Annotated in this window: 18 protein-coding genes and 1 pseudogene; 7 read left to right on the top strand and 12 right to left on the bottom strand. The window is 63.3% G+C overall.

What is annotated here, in order from left to right; all coding sequences use genetic code 11:
* Positions 1–131 precede the first annotated feature (131 nt).
* Positions 132–1049 (top strand): DMT family transporter, encoded by a 918-nt coding sequence (locus AC0L2C_RS12305; protein WP_128167191.1) that lies wholly within the window; start codon positions 132–134, stop codon positions 1047–1049.
* Between the two features lie 592 nt (positions 1050–1641).
* Here AC0L2C_RS12305 and metF read toward each other — a convergent pair.
* Both metF and AC0L2C_RS12295 read right to left on the bottom strand, forming a co-directional pair.
* A complete protein-coding gene (metF, locus tag AC0L2C_RS12300) occupies positions 1642–2559 on the bottom strand; it encodes a methylenetetrahydrofolate reductase [NAD(P)H] (protein WP_077383108.1) in 918 nt (305 codons plus the stop codon).
* Complete coding sequence (locus tag AC0L2C_RS12295) at positions 2559–3581, bottom strand: ArsR/SmtB family transcription factor (protein WP_287173532.1); 1023 nt, start codon at positions 3579–3581, stop codon at positions 2559–2561. The genes metF and AC0L2C_RS12295 overlap by 1 nt, the downstream gene beginning before the upstream one ends.
* A 142-nt stretch (positions 3582–3723) precedes the next feature.
* Here AC0L2C_RS12295 and tsaA point away from each other — a divergent pair, with 142 nt between their 5' ends.
* The 3 genes from tsaA (at position 3724) to AC0L2C_RS12280 (ending at position 5605) form a co-directional block, all read left to right on the top strand.
* Entirely contained in the window at positions 3724–4260 is a 537-nt protein-coding gene (tsaA, locus tag AC0L2C_RS12290; protein ID WP_287237218.1) for a tRNA (N6-threonylcarbamoyladenosine(37)-N6)-methyltransferase TrmO, read from the top strand.
* Positions 4257–4568 carry a DUF2293 domain-containing protein gene (locus AC0L2C_RS12285; RefSeq protein WP_128167195.1) on the top strand — a complete coding sequence of 104 codons (312 nt, stop codon included), beginning with the start codon at positions 4257–4259 and terminating at the stop codon, positions 4566–4568. Before tsaA ends, AC0L2C_RS12285 begins: the two co-directional genes overlap by 4 nt.
* Positions 4569–4669: 101 nt before the next feature.
* A complete protein-coding gene (locus AC0L2C_RS12280) occupies positions 4670–5605 on the top strand; it encodes an aminotransferase class IV (protein ID WP_287237217.1) in 936 nt (311 codons plus the stop codon).
* 36 nt (positions 5606–5641) lie between these two features.
* Here the strand turns inward: AC0L2C_RS12280 and AC0L2C_RS12275 are convergent, their stop codons facing one another.
* The 5 genes from AC0L2C_RS12275 to AC0L2C_RS12255 form a co-directional block, all read right to left on the bottom strand.
* Positions 5642–6259 (bottom strand): MOSC domain-containing protein, encoded by a 618-nt coding sequence (locus AC0L2C_RS12275; protein WP_091594098.1) that lies wholly within the window; start codon positions 6257–6259, stop codon positions 5642–5644.
* A gap of 137 nt (positions 6260–6396) precedes the next feature.
* Positions 6397–7518, bottom strand: a complete 1122-nt coding sequence (locus AC0L2C_RS12270) for a beta-ketoacyl-ACP synthase III (protein ID WP_473523458.1) — start codon at positions 7516–7518, stop codon at positions 6397–6399.
* Between the two features lie 202 nt (positions 7519–7720).
* Positions 7721–8491: a trans-aconitate 2-methyltransferase gene (tam, locus tag AC0L2C_RS12265; RefSeq protein ID WP_473523457.1), complete on the bottom strand. Its 771-nt coding sequence runs from the start codon at positions 8489–8491 to the stop codon at positions 7721–7723.
* 44 nt (positions 8492–8535) lie between these two features.
* Positions 8536–10185: an energy-dependent translational throttle protein EttA gene (ettA, locus tag AC0L2C_RS12260; RefSeq protein ID WP_027153822.1), complete on the bottom strand. Its 1650-nt coding sequence runs from the start codon at positions 10183–10185 to the stop codon at positions 8536–8538.
* 134 nt (positions 10186–10319) lie between these two features.
* Entirely contained in the window at positions 10320–11345 is a 1026-nt protein-coding gene (locus AC0L2C_RS12255; RefSeq protein WP_473523456.1) for a ribonuclease T2 family protein, read from the bottom strand.
* Between the two features lie 199 nt (positions 11346–11544).
* On the opposite strand from AC0L2C_RS12255, the gene AC0L2C_RS12250 reads away from it, so the two are divergent.
* The 3 genes from AC0L2C_RS12250 to AC0L2C_RS12240 all read left to right on the top strand — a co-directional run bounded on the left by AC0L2C_RS12250 (position 11545) and on the right by AC0L2C_RS12240 (position 15459).
* Positions 11545–12480 (top strand): alpha/beta fold hydrolase, encoded by a 936-nt coding sequence (locus AC0L2C_RS12250; RefSeq protein ID WP_473523455.1) that lies wholly within the window; start codon positions 11545–11547, stop codon positions 12478–12480.
* Between the two features lie 157 nt (positions 12481–12637).
* On the top strand, positions 12638–13813 hold the full coding sequence (locus AC0L2C_RS12245) for a CaiB/BaiF CoA transferase family protein (RefSeq protein WP_473523454.1): 1176 nt from the start codon (positions 12638–12640) through the stop codon (positions 13811–13813).
* Positions 13810–15459 carry a thiamine pyrophosphate-binding protein gene (locus tag AC0L2C_RS12240; protein WP_128167205.1) on the top strand — a complete coding sequence of 550 codons (1650 nt, stop codon included), beginning with the start codon at positions 13810–13812 and terminating at the stop codon, positions 15457–15459. Before AC0L2C_RS12245 ends, AC0L2C_RS12240 begins: the two co-directional genes overlap by 4 nt.
* An 88-nt stretch (positions 15460–15547) precedes the next feature.
* On the opposite strand, the pseudogene AC0L2C_RS12235 reads toward AC0L2C_RS12240, so the two are convergent.
* The 5 genes and pseudogenes from AC0L2C_RS12235 to AC0L2C_RS12215 all read right to left on the bottom strand — a co-directional run bounded on the left by AC0L2C_RS12235 (position 15548) and on the right by AC0L2C_RS12215 (position 19748).
* Positions 15548–15996 (bottom strand): annotated as a pseudogene (locus AC0L2C_RS12235) (CHRD domain-containing protein).
* 169 nt (positions 15997–16165) lie between these two features.
* Entirely contained in the window at positions 16166–17137 is a 972-nt protein-coding gene (locus AC0L2C_RS12230) for an ABC transporter substrate-binding protein (RefSeq protein WP_023798699.1), read from the bottom strand.
* Positions 17138–17218: 81 nt separating this feature from the next.
* Positions 17219–18355, bottom strand: a complete 1137-nt coding sequence (locus AC0L2C_RS12225; protein ID WP_128167207.1) for an ABC transporter permease — start codon at positions 18353–18355, stop codon at positions 17219–17221.
* Entirely contained in the window at positions 18352–19230 is an 879-nt protein-coding gene (locus AC0L2C_RS12220; protein WP_128246386.1) for an ABC transporter permease, read from the bottom strand. The genes AC0L2C_RS12225 and AC0L2C_RS12220 overlap by 4 nt, the downstream gene beginning before the upstream one ends.
* Positions 19230–19748, bottom strand: coding sequence for an endonuclease domain-containing protein (locus AC0L2C_RS12215; RefSeq protein WP_473523453.1), 519 nt, complete (start codon positions 19746–19748; stop codon positions 19230–19232). The genes AC0L2C_RS12220 and AC0L2C_RS12215 overlap by 1 nt, the downstream gene beginning before the upstream one ends.
* Positions 19749–19799 lie beyond the last annotated feature (51 nt).

Genomic DNA, 19799 nt, shown 5'->3' with positions numbered 1-19799 from the left:
GCGGCGCTACGGCAGATGATGCAATGCTAGTCCACTGATCTGGTTTCGGGTGGCCCTTGCCATCGAACAGAATATGGCCTGAACAGACGCCTGATTGACTTGGCATTCAGAACCATCCGGGAGGATTCTCCATGGCGATCACAACCACGACGGCAATGCGCGGCCCCATGGTCTTGAAAGACTGGGCGCAGCTTCTGCTGCTCGGTGCGATCTGGGGTGGCTCGTTCTTCTTTGCCCGCATTGCGGTTGCCGAGATTCCGCCGCTGGTGCTGGTGCTGTTTCGCGTCGCCATCGCGGCGCTTGCGCTGCATCTCTATCTCGGCCTGCGCGGTCCGTCCTTCCGCATCGCCTTGCCGCATGCCGGCCTGTTCTTTCTGCTGGCGCTCGTCAACAACGTCATACCGTTCTCGCTGATCTTCGCCGGCCAGACCGAGCTTGGCGCCGGTGTCGCCTCGGTGCTCAATTCGACGACGCCGTTCTGGACGTTGATCCTCGCCAACGCGCTGACATCAGACGAAAAGCTCTCCTGGAACAAGCTTGCCGGGATCGCGCTCGGCATCGTCGGCACGGCGGTGATGATCGGTCCCGGCCTGCTTGCCGGGCTGGGCGGTCCGGTCTGGGCGAAATTCGCGCTGGTCGGCGCCTCGCTGTCCTATGCGGTGGCCCTGATGATCGCCCGCCGCTTCAAGGGTGTGCCATCACCGGTCATCGCCACTGGACAATTGACCGCTTCGACCATCATCATGATCCCGATCGTGCTGCTTGGCCACGGCACTGCCAACCTGTTTTCGGCCTCGCCGCCGGTCTGGGCGGCGGTGTTGGCGCTGGCCCTGCTGTCCACCGCCTTCGCCTACATCCTCTATTTCAACCTCGTCGCCTCGGCCGGCGCCACCAACGCCTCGCTGGTCACGCTCATCGTGCCGGCCAGCGCGATCCTGCTCGGCTTTCTGTTCCTGGGCGAACGGCTCGAATTGTTCGAGCTCGGCGGCATGGCGCTGATCGCGATCGGCCTCGTCACCATCGACGGCCGCCTGTTCGGCCGACGCTGATGCATATCGCCCAAAAGCACGCCCTCGGGCTTGAACCGAGGGTGCGTAGCGGTTTGCGATAACGACATGCATGACCAACAAGCTGAAGCGGGTCGCTTCCCAGGCCTGACACGCTTGAGGGTCCAATCGGACGCCCAAACGACGCTCCAACTTGTCGAATCTTCGTACCGACGCGAAAATCGATTCCGACTTTCAGCGGCGGTAGCGCTGCCATACCCATTCTTGCCCCAGCTCCGTCACATTTTGTACACAGGGCCGAAGCGGGATTTTGCCGAAGAGTTTCAATGCCTAACGGCAAATGGCCTGTCGCAAATTCCACATTGTCGTCGCATTGCAGCATAGTTTCCGCTTGCCTGTGGCAGAAATGCCCCTAGACTCTGGCCATAGCTCTTTAAGAGGAGGCTATGACATGGGGCTTACCAGGCCAATCAACGCATTGATGATTTGTGCTGCATTTGCATTCATCGGGGCGCTGATTATGGGCTTTCTTCCGTAGACCCGCCAAGCAACGGAAGCAGCACAAAATAGTCCAAGTCATTGAAAAGGCCGGGTTTTTTACCCGGCCTTTTTGCACCCCGGATTTGACGGGGAGTTACGCCGCGGCGGACCCCGCGGCTTCAGCCTCGTGCGAGCGGATGCCGATCATGTGGCAGACGGCGAAGACCAGATCGGCGCGGTTCATGGTGTAGAAATGAAAATCGCCGACGCCGCGCTCGACAAGGTCCAGCACCTGCTCGGCCGCCACCGCGGACGCCACCAGCGCATGCGTCTGCGGGTCCGTCTGCAGCCCGTCGAAGCGCTCGGCCATCCACGCCGGCACCAGCGCGCCGCAGCGCGCCGAGAAATTGGCGACCTGGGTAAAATTGTGGACCGGCAATATGCCCGGCACGATCGGTATGTAGATGCCGGCCCGCCGCGCCCGTTCGACATAGCGCTCGTAGAGGTCATTGTCGAAGAAGAACTGGGTGATCGCCCGCGTCGCGCCATTGTCGACCTTGCGCTTCAGCATATCGATGTCGGTGGCGAAATCCGGGCTCTCCGGATGCTTTTCCGGATAGGCCGAGACCGAGATGTCGAAATCGCCGACACCTTTCAGCGCCCCCACCAGTTCGGCGCCATTGGCATAGCCGTCCGGATGCGGACGATAGGCGGCGCCGACGCCCTCGGCCGGATCGCCGCGCAGGGCGACGAAGCGGGTGACACCCATGTCGGCGAATTCCTGGATAACTTCATCGACCTCGTGACGCGCCGCATCGACGCAGGTCATGTGCGCCGCCGGCGTCAGCGCCGTTTCGTTGAGGATGCGCTTGACCGTGCGCGCCGTGCGCTCGCGGGTCGAGCCGCCGGCGCCATAGGTGACGGAGACGAATTTCGGCTTGAGCGGCTGCAGCCGGGTGACTGTGTCCCACAGCCTTGCTTCCATCTCGTCGCTCTTTGGCGGGAAGAACTCGAACGAAACCCTGATCTTGTCGCCAATGTCAGGGCGGCGGGAAAAGCGGAACTGGTTCATCAGGCGGTTTCCCCTATCGGATAGGCATTGGCCGGTTGTGGGTGGTTGGAAGGATCGGCGATCAGCATGCGCTGGTCACGGCCGAGCCACAGTTTTACCGTGAGACTGGGCTCGTTGCCGGCGCGCGGCTCGAACTCCTGGCTCTCCTCGAGGTCGAGCCCGGCCTCGGAAAACCACTCGGTGATCTGCCGGTCGGCAAAGCCAAGCCGCACATGCGCGTGGGCATCGCGCAGGAATTCCAGCGAATGCGGAGCGAAATCGACGATCACCAGCCGTCCTGCCGGACGCAGCAGCCTTGCTGCCTCGCGGATGGCGCGGGCAGGATCGTCGAGATAGTGCAGCACCTGGTGGATGGTGACGAGATCGAAGGCGTCGCGCTCGACCGGCGGCGCAAAAATGTCGCCCTGGCGCACCTGCGCATTCGAGATGCCGGCCTTGTCGAGATTGGCGCGCGCCACCGTCAGCATCTCGCGCGACATGTCGATGCCGATGCCGCGCCGGTAGAGCGGCGAAAAGATCTCGAGCAGCCGCCCGGTGCCGGTGCCAAGGTCGAGCATCGACTGGAACGGCCGCTTGCCGACGAGCTTGAGCAGCGCTGCTTCCACGGCGCGGTCCGGCACATGCAGCGAGCGGATGTGATCCCAGCTTGCGGCATTTACGGAGAAATATTCGGCGGCGCGATCCTGCCGCTTGCGCTTGACCGCCGCCAACCGCTCGAGGTCACGCTCGACCTGCGGATCGGCGCCCCGGATACCGGAGACCAGCCTGAGCACGAAGTCCCGCGCCGCATCCGAATCCGACAGCCGGAAGAAGGCCCAGGAGCCCTCCTGATAGCGGCCGATCAGCCCCGCCTCCAGTAAAAGCTTCAGGTGGCGCGAGACGCGCGGCTGCGACTGGCCGAGGATTTCGGTGAGATCGGAAACGGTCAGGTCGCCGCGCGACAGCAACGCCAGGATGCGCAATCGGCTGGATTCGGCCGCCGCCTTCAATGTATCTACCATGGTGTCGAGCGCGACATGCATGCGAGCATTCTCTTTGAAAAGATATAAACATATGTTTATGTCGATTTTGACAGGCTTGCAAGCGCTATGTCGCTCCCGGACAAGAAAATGGCGCATGCGTGGCGGATCGCGCACAGCCGGAAGCAGGATCGGGGCAAAAACCATGTTCGAAACGCGCAGCGGCGAAAAGCTTCTGGAAACTGATCCCGCCGATATGCCGCCGGATGGCCATGTCGTCTTCATCGGTCGCATCGCCTCGCCCTGGACCTCGCGGGAAACTTGCCCCAAGAACATGAAAGCCGCGCGGGAAACGGGCAAGCCGGCAGTTCTCACCGTCGACCTGCCCTATCGCGAGGGCCTGCTCGGGCTTGAACGCGCCAGCCACGTCATCATCCTGTCCTGGCTGCACCACGCACCGCGGACCCTGATTGTTCAGAAACCCCGCCATGCGGCTGAACCGAAGGGCGTTTTTTCGCTGCGCTCCCCGGCCCGGCCGAACCCGGTCGGGTTGCATATCGCCAGGCTCGTCGCCCTCGACATCGAAACGGGCCGTATCGATCTCGATGCCATCGACCTGCTCGACGGCACGCCGGTGATCGACATCAAGCCTTATTTCGCTTCGACCGATGCCTTTGCCGACGCGACAATTGCCGGACGGGACGAGCGCGGACAGGTCGGGCCCGGACAGGTCGGGCGATGAACGCGCCGACGGGTCGCCGCCGCGCCATCGCTAAGGCGCTGACAGCGCTTTTGCCGCTGGCGCCCTATGCCGACATGGAGAAGATCCGCGCCGACGCCGGCGCGGTGCATATGAAGAGCTTGCCGCCGAGCATTGCCGTATGGCTGGCGACAATAGCCCATATCCGTCATGTGCACACCGACTACGAGAAACTGCTGGCCGAAGGCTACGATCGCGACTCGGCGCGTTTCTTCGTCATGGAACAGACCAACAGGGTGCTGACCCGTTGGCGCGCCACCCGTCTGCTCCAGGATGAGGACGAGGAATAACCAGATCCCCCGATGGCTCATCCGCAACCCCGGCCTGTGTCTTGTGCCAACCGCCGCAGCGCTCTATCGCGTTCGACGAAGACGACCTGACGGAGGACGTGATGAGCAACTTGATCGATCCGCACGCCAAACCACTGCCCTCGCTCTCCGCCCATCATATAGACCCGCACTCCTACCCCGATGGTGTTGCCTTCCTGGACGGGCAGTATCTGCCGATGTCGCAAGCCAAGATCTCGGTGCTGGATTGGGGCTTCCTGCATTCCGACGCCACCTACGACACGGTGCATGTCTGGGACGGTCGTTTCTTCCGCCTCGACCTGCATCTCGATCGCTTCTTCGGCGGGCTGGAAAAGCTGCGCATGACGATCCCGTTCGACCGCGATGGAGTCGCCGAAATCCTCCACAATTGCGTGGCGCTGTCGGGTCATCGCGACGCTTATGTCGAGATGCTGTGCACGCGCGGCGCCTCGCCGACCTTCAGCCGCGACCCGCGCGACGCGATCAACCGCTTCATGGCGTTCGCCGTTCCCTTCGGCTCGGTCGCCAATGCCGAGCAATTGCAGCGCGGCCTGCATGTGGCGATCAGCGACAAGGTGCGCATCCCACCAGCCTCGATCGACCCGACAATCAAGAACTACCACTGGCTCGACCTGGTGCGAGGCCTCTACAACGCCTATGACCGCGGCGCCGAGACCGCACTGCTCCTCGATTTCAACGGCAATGTCGCGGAAGGCCCCGGCTTCAACGTCTTTTGCGTGGACGACGGCAAACTATCGACGCCGGCTGTCGGCGTGCTGCCAGGCATCACCCGCCGCACCGTCTTCGATCTCTGCACGGAGGCAGGGCTTGCCGTTGCCGCGGCCGATGTCAGCGTCGCTGCGCTGCGTCAGTCCGATGAGGTCTTCATCACCTCGACCGCCGGCGGCATCATGCCGGTAACGGTGATCGACGGTGTTCCGGTCGCGGACCGCAAGGTCGGTGCGATTACCAGGCGCCTCATGGCGATCTATTGGCAAAAGCACCGAGATCCGACCTAGTGCAGCCCGGTGCACTATTCCTGACCATCCCTGGCCTCAGGCCCGGTAAATCCACTGCTCGGGCACACGCACCGAAATCTCCTCGCCGGCCGTGATGCGTCCTGGTTTTTCCACCCAGGCGACAAGGCCGCGCAACCGTTTTGCCGCTTTCGGGAACAACAGCGCGCCGGCTTCACGGTCGGCCATTCCGGCATTTTCCGCAACCGATCGCCCGGCGATGCGGCAAGGTCCGTTCTGCGCATCGACCTTGACGGTGACGCCGCCTTTGAAGAACAGCAGCGTGCCGGACGGCAGCATCGAGAGATGCGGCAGGCCTTCGATCAACAGATTGGCGCCGATCCACTCCGGCTTGATCTCGGCGATGGCCATCCGCCCTGCCACGATCGCCAGCTCGTCCGCGGCCACGATCGACAGCTGCCGCTCGTTGCGCATCTCGGTGCCGCGTGGATACCAGGGCTCGCGCCCGCCGGAGCGCCGCGTCGCGCCGGCGTGGAAATCGCCGTCGATGCCGTCGAAGCCAAGCCGCAATTCATCCACCGCGCGTGTCTCGAAATGATCCGATGGCGCGACGTAAAGCGCGGCCACCCGCGCGACAAGTTTCCGCGCCGGGATGATTTCGACCGGGTTTACCGTCTCGGGGAAGAGGTCCAGCATAGGCTTCGCTCCGTGCGTGATGCCAAGCAATTAGCCGCAGTGAGTTCATCAGGTCCAGCCTAAAGCACTGATGCTCCAGTCAAGCAGGCTGATGCGATTACACCGGCGCCTTCCAATGCCGGTGCCGTTCGCGCCAATCAGAGCATGCGCAACAGCGCCCCGCCGATCGAATAGCCGGCGCCGAAGGCGCAGAGCAGGCCATAGTCGCCGGCGTTCATGTCGGCGTGGTTTTCCGACAAGGCGACGACGGCACCGGCGCCGGCGGTGTTGCCGAGGCGCTCCAGCACCATCGGCGCGCGGTCATGGTCGACCTCGTGGCCGAACGACAGCTTCAGGATCATGGCGTTCATACGTGCATTGGCCTGATGCAGCCAGAAGCGCCGGATCGCTTGCGGCGTCAGCCCATGCTCGGCCAGGAACTCGACGATGAATTTGTGCCCGGCGACGGTGACTTCCTTGAACACCTTGTTGCCGACCTGATTGATCAGGTTGCCTTCCAGGTTGATCATATACGGATCGTCCTGGGCGGTGCGCGTGTAATAGCCGAGATTGGTGCGGATGTTGTTGGACATCTGCGTCCAGGTCCGGGTGTCGAGCACCTCGAAACGTCCCGGCCGCTTGTCGCCCAGGGCAAGCCCCTCGACGACCATCGAGACCGAAGCATCGCCGAAGATGAAATGCGTCTGCCGGTCGCGGAAGTTGAGATGGCCGGTGATGATTTCGGGCGTCGTCACCAGCACGCGCCTGTGTGCGCCCGCCCGCACCAGATTGACCGCGATATGCAACGCCGCCGCCGCCGACGAACAGCCAAGGCCCATGTCGAAGCCGGCGCCCCTCGTGCCCATCGCCTGCTGCATCTCGATGGCGATCGCCGGATAGGGCCGCTGGTGATGCGAGGCCGAGCAGATCACCAGGTCGATATCAGGTGGCTCCAGGCCGGCATGGTCGAGCGCTTTCCTGGCCGATGCGATGCCGAACTCGGCTTCCAGCGACAGTGCGTCGTCCGGCCGCGCCGGAATGCGCGGCGCCATGCGGGTCGGGTCGAGAATGCCTTCCCGCTCGATCACATGGCGCGTCTGCACGCCCGAAGCATGGACGATGAAGGCGCTGTCCGACTTCTGCAGCAGCGTCTCGCCCGAAGCCTGGCGGCGGACATTCTCCATCTCGACCCAGGCATTGAAGCTGTCGACCAATTCCTCATTGGTGATCGAAGGCTCGGGGATTTCAACGCCGATGCCGCTGATGATGACGCGATGCATTTTCAGTTCGTCCCCATGCGCAGGCGCTGCGGCTTGATGTGGGCGCCGCGAGAGTTCGGCGCAACATTATTCGCATCAAGCTAGTTTAAGCCGGCTTAAATCAAGGGCCTGAGGCACAAGACCACAACCTTGCGTGGCTGAAATACGCGTTGTGGCGAATCAAGCGCAGCCAGGCAGTGCGTCTCGGTGTCGCCAATCGTTTCTAGGCAGCGCGCCGCGCGACGATGAAAAGGCGCGGGAAACGCAGCAGCACCTTGCCGTTCGCCGTCTTCGGATAGGCTTCGGTTATCCCAGCGGTGTAGCGCGTGAGAAAAAACCGTCGCTCGTTCTCGTCGAGCGGATCGAGGAACGGCTTCAGCCCCGTCGACTTCAGCCACTCGACGATTGCCCCGGCATCGGCCAGCGGATGATTGTAGGCGGTGTGCCAGATGTCGAGCCGGTCGGAGAACGGCGACAAAAGATCGTAGTAGAACGACACTAGCGGCAGCGGCCCGCGCGCAGCACACTCGAGCTTTTCGGCAAACGGCATTTCGGCCGCCGTCTCGCGCATCAGCCGGTGCGAGGGCTCGCCCATATTGTCGGGCATCTGCACGGCAAGCGCGCCGCCGGGCGCCAAAAATCCCATCAGCCGCTGGAAGATCGCCGGATGCTCGGGCAGCCACTGGAACACCGCATTGGCGAAGATCACGTCGACCGGCACTTCGGGCTGCCACGCTGCCGCATCCGCCAGTTCGAAGGCCACATCCGGCAGACGCGCCCTCGCTTTCTCGATCATGTCAGCCGAGGTGTCCAAACCGCTGACCTGCGCGCCCGGCCAGCGCTCAACCAGCAATTCGGTCGAGTTGCCCGGCCCGCAGCCGATATCGACCACCCGGCGTGGCGCCGCCACCGGCACCTGCGCGACGAGATCGCGCGCCGGACGCGTGCGCTCGTCCTCGAATTTGAGATATTGGGCGGCGGACCAGTCTGCCATTTCAGCTCCTCAGATCATTTGAGAATTCGCCGCCCTAAAAACCCCTATCGCGTCAACCTCTTGTACGTCATGCGGTGCGGGTTGACGGCATCGGGGCCGAGCCGGCGGATCTTGTCCTGCTCGTAATCCTCGAAATTGCCCTCGAACCACTCGACATGGCTGTCGCCTTCGAACGCAAGGATGTGCGTCGCCAGCCGGTCGAGGAACATGCGGTCGTGCGAGATGATGACGGCGCAGCCGGCGAAGTTTTCCAGCGCGTCTTCGAGCGCCGCCAGCGTTTCGGTATCGAGATCGTTGGTCGGTTCGTCGAGCAGCAGCACATTGCCGCCGGTCTTCAGCATCTTGGCCAGGTGGACACGGTTGCGCTGGCCGCCGGACAGATTGCCGACCTTCTGCTGCTGATCGCCGCCGCGGAAATTGAACGACGCGCAATAGGCGCGGGTGTTGGCCTCGAACTTGCCGAGCTTGACCACTTCGGCGCCGCCCGAGATTTCTTCCCAGACGGTCTTGGTCGGGTCGAGCGCATCGCGGCTCTGGTCGACGTAACCGAGCTTGACCGTCTCGCCGACGCGGATCGTGCCGGCATCCGGCTTTTCCTGGCCGGTGATCATGCGGAACAGCGTCGTCTTGCCGGCGCCGTTCGGGCCGATGACGCCGACGATGCCGCCGGGCGGCAACTTGAATTCGAGGTCGTCGATCAGCAGCGTGTCGCCAAAGCCCTTCGACAGGTCCTCGACCTCGATCACCACATTGCCGAGCCGCTCGCCATGCGGAATGACGATCTGGGTGTCGCTCGGACGCCGCTTGTCGGCCGCATCCAGCAGATCCTGGAACGCCTGGATGCGCGCTTTCGACTTGGTCTGCCGTGCCTTCGGGCTGGACTGGATCCACTCGCGCTCGCGGCCGATCGCCCGCTGGCGCGCATCGTCCTCGCGGCCCTCCTGCTTGAGCCGCTTGGCCTTGGCTTCGAGATATTTGGTGTAGTTGCCCTCATAGGGAATGCCGCGGCCGCGGTCGAGCTCGAGGATCCAGCCGGTGACATTGTCGAGGAAGTAGCGATCGTGGGTGATGATCATCACCGCGCCCGGGTAGGCGCGCAGATGCTTTTCCAGCCACGCCGTCGTCTCGGCGTCGAGATGGTTGGTCGGCTCGTCGAGCAGCAGAAGGTCGGGCTGACGCAGCAGCAGTTGGCACAGTGCCACGCGGCGGCGCTCGCCGCCCGACAGCTTGGTGACGTCGGCTTCCTTGGGCGGGCAGCCCAGCGCTTCCATCGCCATCTCGACCTGCTGTTCGAGATCCCACAGGTTGAGCCGGTCCATCTCGTCCTGGAGCTTGGCCGACTCGTCGGCCGTCTCGTCGGAATAGTTCATCATCAATTCGTTGTAGCGTTCGATGATCGCGGTCTTGGCGGCGACGCCTTCCATGACGTTCTCGAACACGGTCTTGCTCGCATCGAGCGCCGGCTCCTGCGCCAGGTAACCGACGGTGGCGCCTTCGGCCAGCCACGCCTCGCCGCTCCACTCCTTGTCGATGCCGGCCATGATCTTGAGGATGGTCGACTTGCCGGCGCCGTTCGGCCCGAGGATGCCGATCTTGGCGTCCGGGTAGAAGGAGAGGTGGATATTCTCGAGCACCTTCTTGGTGCCGTAGGCCTTGTTGAGGCCGGCCATGTGATAGATGAACTGGCGTGCCACGCGCGCTTTCCCTGAAAAGTCGACTGGAATGTCGGATTGAATGGAAGTTGCGCGCTATGTAGGCGATGCCGCGCCGAACGGCAAACTGTTTTGGCATTTCGGATCGGCCTTCGGGCCAAGACGGGCTCGGCGTGTCACTGGAACTCGATCGGATCGACGATGCCGTTCGGACAGCCGGCATTGTTCGTCGGCACTGAGGCCAGCAGCAGCTCACTGAGCGAAGAGTTCGGACCGATTGGGCCGGTCAGGCCGAGCGTCAGTTCGCCGATCAGCCGCCTGCCGCTCGAAGGATCGTTCACGCAGAAGACGCGAACCCGATCGCCGGCACCGGGACCAAAGGCACCGTCGAAGGCGGCGCGGATCTGGTCGGAGGTCAGATCCCGGCCAATTTTCTGCGTGAAAAGATCACGCACCGATGACGCATTCACCGCGCGCGTCAAGTTCAGCGCATCGGAAAAATACGCCTGCTGGCTCTTGCCGTAACAGGTGCCATGCTTGATCCACTCATGCCTGTCGAGAGCGGATGCGGTGCCTGGCATGACCTGATCGAGCTCCGACCGGGTGTTCGGCTCGAGCTTGACCGTCGGCAGGTCCTGCCAGTGCGCCGGATTGTCGTTCGCCTTGTCGGCCGCTGCCACTTGGCAATAGAAATTTCCGTTCGGCTGCGGCCACAGCCCGTGCAAGGTGAAATGCGTCGCCTCAAAACCGGCCGCGGTCTGCGCCCTGCATTCGGTCTTGCCGGGCCTGGTCTCGCAAAACGCCGGCTGCCAGCTCAGCGCGAGGACATATTCGGGCTTTCGCGAAGCCGGCTCAGCAGGCTTCTCCCGGTCGGCCGGCACAGGTGCTGCCGGTTCCGTGGACGCGCTGCCGCCCGAAACATGGCCGCAATTGACCTTCACCCAGCGGCGCTCCGGATCGGCCCCGGGCACGCGGATCAGATAGTGGGTGGGAGCATCCTTGTTGCCAGCCAGCAGCTCGTAGCTCTGTCCCGCATCGGTCGCGATATTGCCGGGGTTCCTGCCGCTCCTGATGGCCTGGGTGGCTGGACAGGTGGCGTCGGCGACGAAAGAGCCGCTCATCTTGACCTCGGCCCGCGCAGCACCCGTCAGCGACGCGGCGGCAAGCGCCGATCCAAAAACAAGACCTGTCAGCGTACGCATGGGTACTCTCCGGTTGAATAATGCTGGGCAACAGACTGCCGCCCTCTCTCGGTAGCAAGTTCTCCATGTCAGAATTGCGATACCCGCGTTGCGACGCAAGAACAGCGCTGCGAAACACCGCCGACGGATTGACGCAAAACCGGCGTCGGCGCACACAAACGTTCGCAGGCGTAAAAGACGCGTCGGAGACGAAGCGACAATGTCATTCAGCCAGCAGCGCGTGCTGCGATCGCCGACCGGCGCCGAGCTCAACCTTTACGTGAAACGCGCCGAGGGCCGCCCGCGTGCGGTCGTCCAGATCAATCACGGACTGGCCGAACAGGCCGCGCGCTATGTCCGCTTCGCTACCTTTCTGGGCGAGTGCGGCTTCCACGTCTATGCCCATGACCATCGCGGCCATGGCGCAACCAAGGCGCCAGACGCTCCGCTCGGCAGATTCGCTAATGTGGATGGCGGCGCCAAGGTCATCGCCGATGTCGCCGCCGTGCATGATCTGATCGCCGGCGACCATCCCGGCCTGCCGGTCATCGTCTTCGGCCATTCCATGGGCGGCCTCGTCGCGCTGAATTTCATGCTTCACCATTCCAACCGGCTGCACGCCGCCGCCATCTGGAACGCCAATTTTTCCGCCGGGCTCGCCAGCCGTGCAGCGCAAGTCATCCTGGCCTGGGAAAAATTCCGGCTCGGCTCCGACATGCCGTCGCGCATGCTGCCGAGACTGACCTTCCAGGCCTGGGGCAAGGCCGTCCCCGGTCACCGCACGCCGTTCGACTGGCTGTCGCGCGACGCGGCGGAAGTCGACAAATACATCGCCGATCCGCTGTGCGGCTGGGATGCGTCGGTGTCGATGTGGCGCGACCTGTTCGGCTTTGTCTTCGACGGCGCCGACGACGCTAATTTTTCCGGCATCCGCAAGACCCTGCCGATCTGCCTAGTCGGCGGCGAAAAGGATCCTGCTACCGACGGTGGCAAGGCGGTCAGCCATCTCGCTGGGCGCCTGCACAGGATGGGCTTTTCGAATCTCGTTTCAAAGGTTTACGCCGAGACCCGCCACGAAAGCCTGAACGAGGTGAATCGAAATATCATCATGGACGATTTCGCCGCATGGGCCGACAGCGTGCTGAAACAAGCCTGATCGAGATTGGCACGGTCCGGTTGGACCATTGCAAGAACCGTGACTTCGGCACGCGGGATTGATAGTGCATGTTGCCCAAAAGTGCGCAGCGGTTTTGGATAACGACATGCATAAAAAGAAAACCAGAGCCTGCGCTTTTGATCAATCACGGTGATCCATGACCGAGCCTCCGCTGAAAGGCATCCGCGTAATCGAACTCGCCCGCATCCTGGCCGGGCCGTGGGCGGGGCAATTGCTTGCCGATCTCGGCGCCGACGTGATCAAGGTCGAGAGCCCTGATGGCGGCGACGATACCCGCAAATGGGGTCCGCCCTTCGTCATGAGCCATGACGGCGAAAACCTCTCGGCCGCCTACTACCATTCCTGCAATCGCGGCAAGCGCTCCATAGCCATCGATTTCTCGACGCCCGAAGGCGCCGAGACAGTGCGCCGGCTGGCTGCGACATCGGACGTGCTGATCGAAAACTTCAAGCTCGGCGGGCTGAAGAAATACGGCCTCGACCATGACAGCTTGCGCAAAATCAACCCTCGGTTGATCTATTGCTCGATCACCGGCTTCGGCCAGGACGGGCCCTATGCGCCACGCGCCGGCTATGACTTCATCATCCAGGGCATGGCCGGCATGATGTCGATCACCGGCGAGGCTGGCCGCGAGCCGCAAAAGGCCGGTGTCGCCATTTCGGACATTTTCACCGGCCTCTATTCGGTGATCGCCATCCAGGCCGCACTTCGCCATGCCGAGAAGACCGGCGAGGGCCAGCATATCGACATGGCGCTCTACGACAGCCAGATCTCGGCGCTCGGCAACCAGAACCTCAACTATCTGGTCTCGGGAAAATCGCCGGTGCAGATGGGCAACGCGCATATGAACATCGCGCCCTACGAAGTGGTGACGGTCAAGGACGGCCACATCATCCTGGCCATCGGCAATGACGGCCAGTTCGCCAAGTTCTGCGCGGCTGTCGGGTTGTACAACCTGCCATCGAACCCCGATTTCGCCACCAATCCCGCCCGGGTCGCCAACCGGACGACGCTGCGCGAGCATATAATCGAGGCGCTAAAGACCTTCGATCGCGATCCGCTGCTGGCCAGGCTGGAGGCGGCAGGCGTGCCTGCCAGCCCGATCAACACGATCGGCGAGATGTTCGCCGACCCGCAGACCATCGCGCGCGGCATGCGGCTCGACCTCGACGACGGCCATGGCAATCTGTTGCCCTCGGTGCGCGCGCCGATGGTCATGTCGGGCACGCCGCTGTTCTATGAACGGCCCTCGCCGCGTCTCGGCGAACACACCGAAGAAATCCTTGCCGAACTGGAGAGGTCAGGAAAATGAAGACCGGCGGACAACTGATTGTCGATGCGCTCGTAGCCAACGGAACGGACCGTATCTATTGCGTGCCCGGCGAATCCTACCTTGCGGTGCTCGACGCGCTGCACGACTCGCCGATCCGCACCATCGTCTGCCGCCAGGAGGGCGGTGCTGCGATGATGGCCGACTGCCATGGCCGCCTGACCGGCAAGCCAGGCATCTGCTTCGTCACCCGCGGCCCCGGCGCCACCAACGCCTCGGCCGGCATTCACATCGCCATGCAGGATTCGGTGCCCGTCATCCTGTTCATCGGCCAGGTCGCCAGCCACGCCAAGCAGCGCGAGGCTTTTCAAGAGGTCGACTACGTCAGGTTCTTCGGCGACATCGCCAAATGGGTGGTCGAGATCGACGACGCCGCGCGCATTCCCGAATTCGTCACCCGCGCCTTCGCGGTGGCGACATCCGGCCGTCCCGGCCCGGTCGTCATCTCGCTGCCGGAAGACATGCTGACCAGCTTGGCCGAGGCGCCAGCAGCCCTGCCCCATACGCCGGTCGAAACGCGGCCGGGCGAGGCCGAGCTCGATGCTCTTGAAAAGCTTCTCGGCAAGGCAAAACGCCCCTTCGTCATCCTCGGCGGCACGCGCTGGGATGCGGCGGCCGTCGCGCGGATGCGGACGATCGCCGAAGCCTGGTCACTGCCGGTCGGCTGCTCCTTCCGCCGCCAGATGCTGTTCGATCATCTCCACCCCAACTATGCCGGCGATGTCGGCATCGGCATCAACCCGAAGCTGGCGACCGCCATCAAGCAGGCCGACCTCGTGCTGCTGATCGGCGGCCGCATGGGCGAGATGCCGTCCTCCGACTACACGCTGCTCAAAAGCCCCTATCCCGACCAGACGCTGGTCCATGTCCATGCCGACGCCGGCGAGCTCGGCCGTGTCTATCGGCCGACGCTGGCGATCAACGCCTCGCCGTCCGCCTTCGTCGAAGCCTTTGCCGGGCGCAAGCCGGCCGCCACGCCGGCATGGGCTGATGAAACACCGAAGCTGCACGCCGCCTATCTCGACTGGTCGACACCGCCCGAAAGCGGTCCCGGCGCCGTCCAGATGGGGCCGATCATGAACTATCTCGAAAAAATGCTGCCCGACGACGCGATCCTCACCAACGGCGCCGGCAACTACGCCACCTGGGTGCACCGCTTCCACCGTTCCCGGCGCTTTGCCACGCAGGCGGCACCCACCTCCGGCTCGATGGGCTACGGCACGCCGGCAGCCGTCGCTGCCAAGGAACTGTTTCCCGAGCGCGACGTGATCGCCTTTGCCGGCGACGGCTGCTTCCTGATGAACGGCCAGGAATTCGCCACCGCCGTGCAGTACGATCTGCCGATCATCGTCGTCGTCGTCAACAATGGCATCTACGGCACCATCCGCATGCATCAGGAACGCGAATATCCGGGCCGCGTCGTCGCCACCGACCTGAAGAATCCCGACTTTGCCGCTTTAGCCCGCGCCTATGGCGGCCATGGCGAAACCGTCGACAAGACGGCCGATTTCGCGCCGGCCTTCGAACGCGCCCGTGCCAGCGGCAAGCCGTCGATCGTCGAGATCAGGCTCGACCCCGAGGCGATCACGCCGACCCGGACGATGACCCAGATACGGGACAGGACCTGAGCGGCAGAGGCATAGGCCGAATTTCTTCGCGGCGCTGTGCCGCAAACTTCGACAGGCTAGTGCAGCGCTCCGCCGGGCCGACGTTGCGCTACATCGTCGCCGCCTTCTCGATCTGCCCGCGGATCTCGCCGTCCTTGTGGGCCGCCGTATGGATGTTGATGTAGTATTTGCCGGCCATCAGGTCGGCAGCCTGCGCGTCGGTCAGGATCGCCCCCCCTTGAACGGGCTTTTCGGAGCGCCCTTGAACGGGACGACGACGTCGGCATTTTCACCTTTTGCTGCCGGACCGTGAATATGTCCGGCCGTCGCCGGTCCACTGAGACCTGAATACATCACGTTCCAGGTGAGCTGTTTCGTGTCGGTGTTGAAGCCGAGAGTGGCCTCGCCTTTGCCCTCCGTGGTGACGGCTGGATTCTGCTGAGCGCCATCGAGCGTCGCCTTCATCTTCATCATGTCGGCCAAGGCCGGTGAACCGCACAGGAAGGAAGCCGAAACGGCGAGCGCCGAAAGCATCGGCGAGAAGGATTGCATGCGCATGGAATTCTCCGTTGTGGCGATGACATCCGCTGAAGCAGGATGCACTGGAACAACGGTTGTGGCGAGCGGATGTTTCCACCGGAACGGCTATTTTACATGCCAAAAAAGGGGCGGTCGCCCGTCCCCTTTTTTCGAATTGCGGACCCCAGAGGCCCCGGTTGATGGCCCTTTACTTGATGGCCTTGTCGGTGATGGCGGTCGTGTAGGCGCCGGTTGGCTCCTTGGTGATGATCTTCTGGTCGAGCAGCGCCTTGGCGGTGCGCGCGTAGGTCGCCGGGTCGAGCTTGCCGTCGGCATTGTCGATCAGCTTGGCGACTTCGCCCATCATGCGCTTCTGGTGGTTCTCGTCTTGGCCGCCATTGTCCATGACGATGCCGGCCGCCTCGTCGGAATTGTCGACGGCGTATTTCCAGCCCTTCATCGAGGCGCGCACGAAACGCACCATCTTGTCCTCGAAGGCCGGATCCTTGAGCTTGTCCTCCAAGGCATAGAGACCGTCCTCAAGCAGGTCGTTGCCCATGGCCGAGTAGTTGAACACGATCAGCTCTTCCGGCTTGTAGCCGGCATCGATGAGCTGCCAGTATTCGTTGTAGGTCATGACCGAAATACAATCCGCCTGCTTCTGGATCAGCGGCTGCACGTCGAAACTCTGCTTCAGCACGGTGACGCCATCCGGGCCACCGTCGGTCTTCAGGCCGAGCTTGTTCATCCAGGCGTAGAACGGATACTCGTTGCCGAAGAACCAGACGCCGAGCGTATGGCCCTTGAAGTCGGCTTCGGTTTTGACCGGGCCGTCCTTCGGGCAGACCAGCTGCATGCCGGCCTTCTTGAACGGCTGGGCGATATTGACCAGCGGCACGCCCTTTTCGCGTGCGGCCAGCGCGCCGCCCATCCAGTCGACGATGACGTCGGCGCCGCCACCGGCAATCACCTGCTCGGGCGCGATATCGGGGCCGCCCGGCTTGATCTCGACGTCGAGGCCCTCGGCCTCATAAAAACCCTTGTCCTTGGCGACGTAGTAGCCGGCGAACTGGGCCTGCGTGACCCATTTCAGCTGCAGCGTCACCTTGTCTGCGGCCATCGCCTGGAACGCGGCAAGCGACATCGCGCCGGCCAGCATCGAAACAACAAGTCTTTTCATGCTTTTACCCTCTGGAGTTAAGTGTTTACCCTTTTAGGACCAGGACCTTCAATCCAACCCTGATTCCAACCCGCCACCGCCCTATCCACCACGGACGGAGGGATGCCAAAACGTGACTGCTCTCTCGAAAAGAGCGACCACGCCATAAAAGACCGAACCCGCAAGTGCTGCAACTGCGATTTCGGCCCAGACCATGTCGATATTCATCCGTCCGACTTCGGTCGAAATCCGGAATCCCATGCCGACCACCGGCGTGCCGAAGAACTCCGCGACGATGGCGCCGATCAGCGCCAGCGTCGAATTGATCTTCAGCGCGTTGAAGATGAAGGGCGCTGCCGCCGGCAACCGCAGCTTGAACAGCGTCTGCCAGTAGCTCGACGCATAGGTGCGCATCAGATCGCGTTCCATATGGCCGGAGGCAGCAAGCCCGGCGACCGTGTTCACCAGCATCGGGAAGAACGTCATGATGATGACGACGGCGGCCTTCGACTGCCAGTCGAAGCCGAACCACATGACCATGATCGGCGCTACGCCGATGATCGGCAGCGCCGACACCATATTGCCGATCGGCAAAAGCCCGCGGCGCAGGAACGGCACGCGGTCGGCCGCGATGGCGGCAAGGAAGCCGGCGCCGCTGCCAACGATGTAGCCGAAGATCACCGCCTTGAAGATGGTCTGCCGCACGTCTGCGGCCAGCACCGGCAGCGAATTGGCGATGCGCACGCCGATGGCGCTTGGCGGCGGCAGCAGAATGAAGGGAATGCCGGCGCCGCGCGTCACCGCCTCCCAGATGATCAGGATCCAGGCGCCGAAGATCGCCGGAATAATCAGCCTCAAAGCGGTCGCCGCCCAGCGCGAGGCCGGGCGAAGCGCGGACAGCACCGTCACGCAGCGCCAGGCCAGGAGCCATGCCGCGGCAAGCAGCAGATAAAACGACGCGCGGGCGGTGCCCTCATTGCCGGTTATGCCGGCGAGCAGCAGCCACGCTGCGCCATGCGCGCCAAGGAAGAGCAACACCACCCCAATTGCCGGCGGGAAATTATCGGCCCCAATTGCCAGGAGCAGCAACAAGAAAATCAAAGCCGCGGTACCGACACCGTAGCCGGGCGCCGCATCGACAAGCGGCCAAAGAAGCAGCGCGCCGGCGAGAAGGACAAGCGAGGCATACCCTTGCCACGAGCGGGGGGTGATCGACGAAAGGCTCAGGAGGGAACTCATGCGGGCCTCCCGCCCATGGCGCGGTCGACGATGCGCCCGGCCATGCCGACCACCATCACCAATAGCGCCGCCACCACCGAGCCGGCCACCAGCGCCGACCAGATGTCGATGGTTTGGCTGTAATAGGCGCCGGCGAGCAGCTTGGCGCCGATGCCGGCGACGGCACCGGTCGGCAGTTCGCCGACGATGGCGCCGACCAGGCTGGCGGCCACCGCCACCTTCATCGAGGTGAACAGGAACGGCACCGACGCCGGCACTCGCAGTTTCCAGAAGGTCTGCGAGGCGCTGGCATTGTAGGTGTGCATCAGGTCGAGATGGGTGATCTCGGGCGAACGCAGGCCCTTGACCATGCCGACCGCCACCGGGAAGAACGACAGATAGGTCGAGATCAGCGCCTTCGGGATCAGGCCGGTGACGCCGATCGCCGCCAGCACGACGATGATCATCGGCGCCACCGCCAGGATCGGAATGGTCTGCGAGGCGATGATCCACGGCATCAGGCTGCGGTCGAGCGTCGCCACATGGACGATGCCGACGGCAATCAGGATGCCGAGCGCCGTGCCGAAAGCGAAGCCGAGCAGCGTCGAGGACAGCGTCACCCAGGCATTGTAGACAAGGCTGCGATTGCTGGTGACCTTGCGCAGAAACGTGTTCTCGAAGAAATTCACCGCCACCTGATGCGGCGCCGGCAGCGTCGGCTTGGGCTGCGACATCGTCTTGCCGATGAACTCCACGATCCCCCGCGTCTCGCCGGCACGGCGGTCGAGATCGCGCTGGAACGGCGCGTTGAGGATGACGGCGAAAACATACCAGACGACCACCACGCCTGCGAGGATCGAGGTCACCGGAACGATCTTGTCGCGAAAGGAGTCCATCAGCGAAGCTTCCCTCCTCTCCCCAACGGGGAGAGGGTGGCCGGAGCCAAGCGGAGGCCGGGTGAGGGGGTAGAAATCTTTCCGTCGAGGCAAGCCAAAATCGTATCAAGGACCGCTCGACGTTCGGCCAGAACTTCATGGTTCCAGAACCGAAGAACGGAATAACCATGGCCATTCAGCCAGGCCGTCCTGGCGGGGTCGGTTGGTGAATCCGCATGCTGGCTGCCATCGAGTTCGACAATCAGACCCTTCTCGCGACAAACGAAATCCGCGATGAAAGGTCCAAGCGGCACTTGCCTCACAAATTTGTAGCCGTTGAGATGACGTCCTCTCAGCTCCCCCCAAAATCGGTACTCAGCCTCGGTTTCGTTGACCCGCAGCTTTCGAGCGCGAGCGGTTGCCCCGGCATTTCTTTTCGTCGGATCTGTCGGCGCCGCCCCCTCACCCGACCTCCGCTTCGCTCCGGCCACCCTCTCCCCGTCGGGGAGAGGAGGGAGCCCATCCCGCCCAATCCTCATAGCTGTGCCCTGCCCTGCGCCGCGTCGCTTCGCTCCTTGCTCCGCCCTAGG

It is taken from the genome of Mesorhizobium sp. WSM4845, from assembly GCF_055811455.1.
This window is presented reverse-complemented; position numbering and strand designations above follow the sequence as displayed.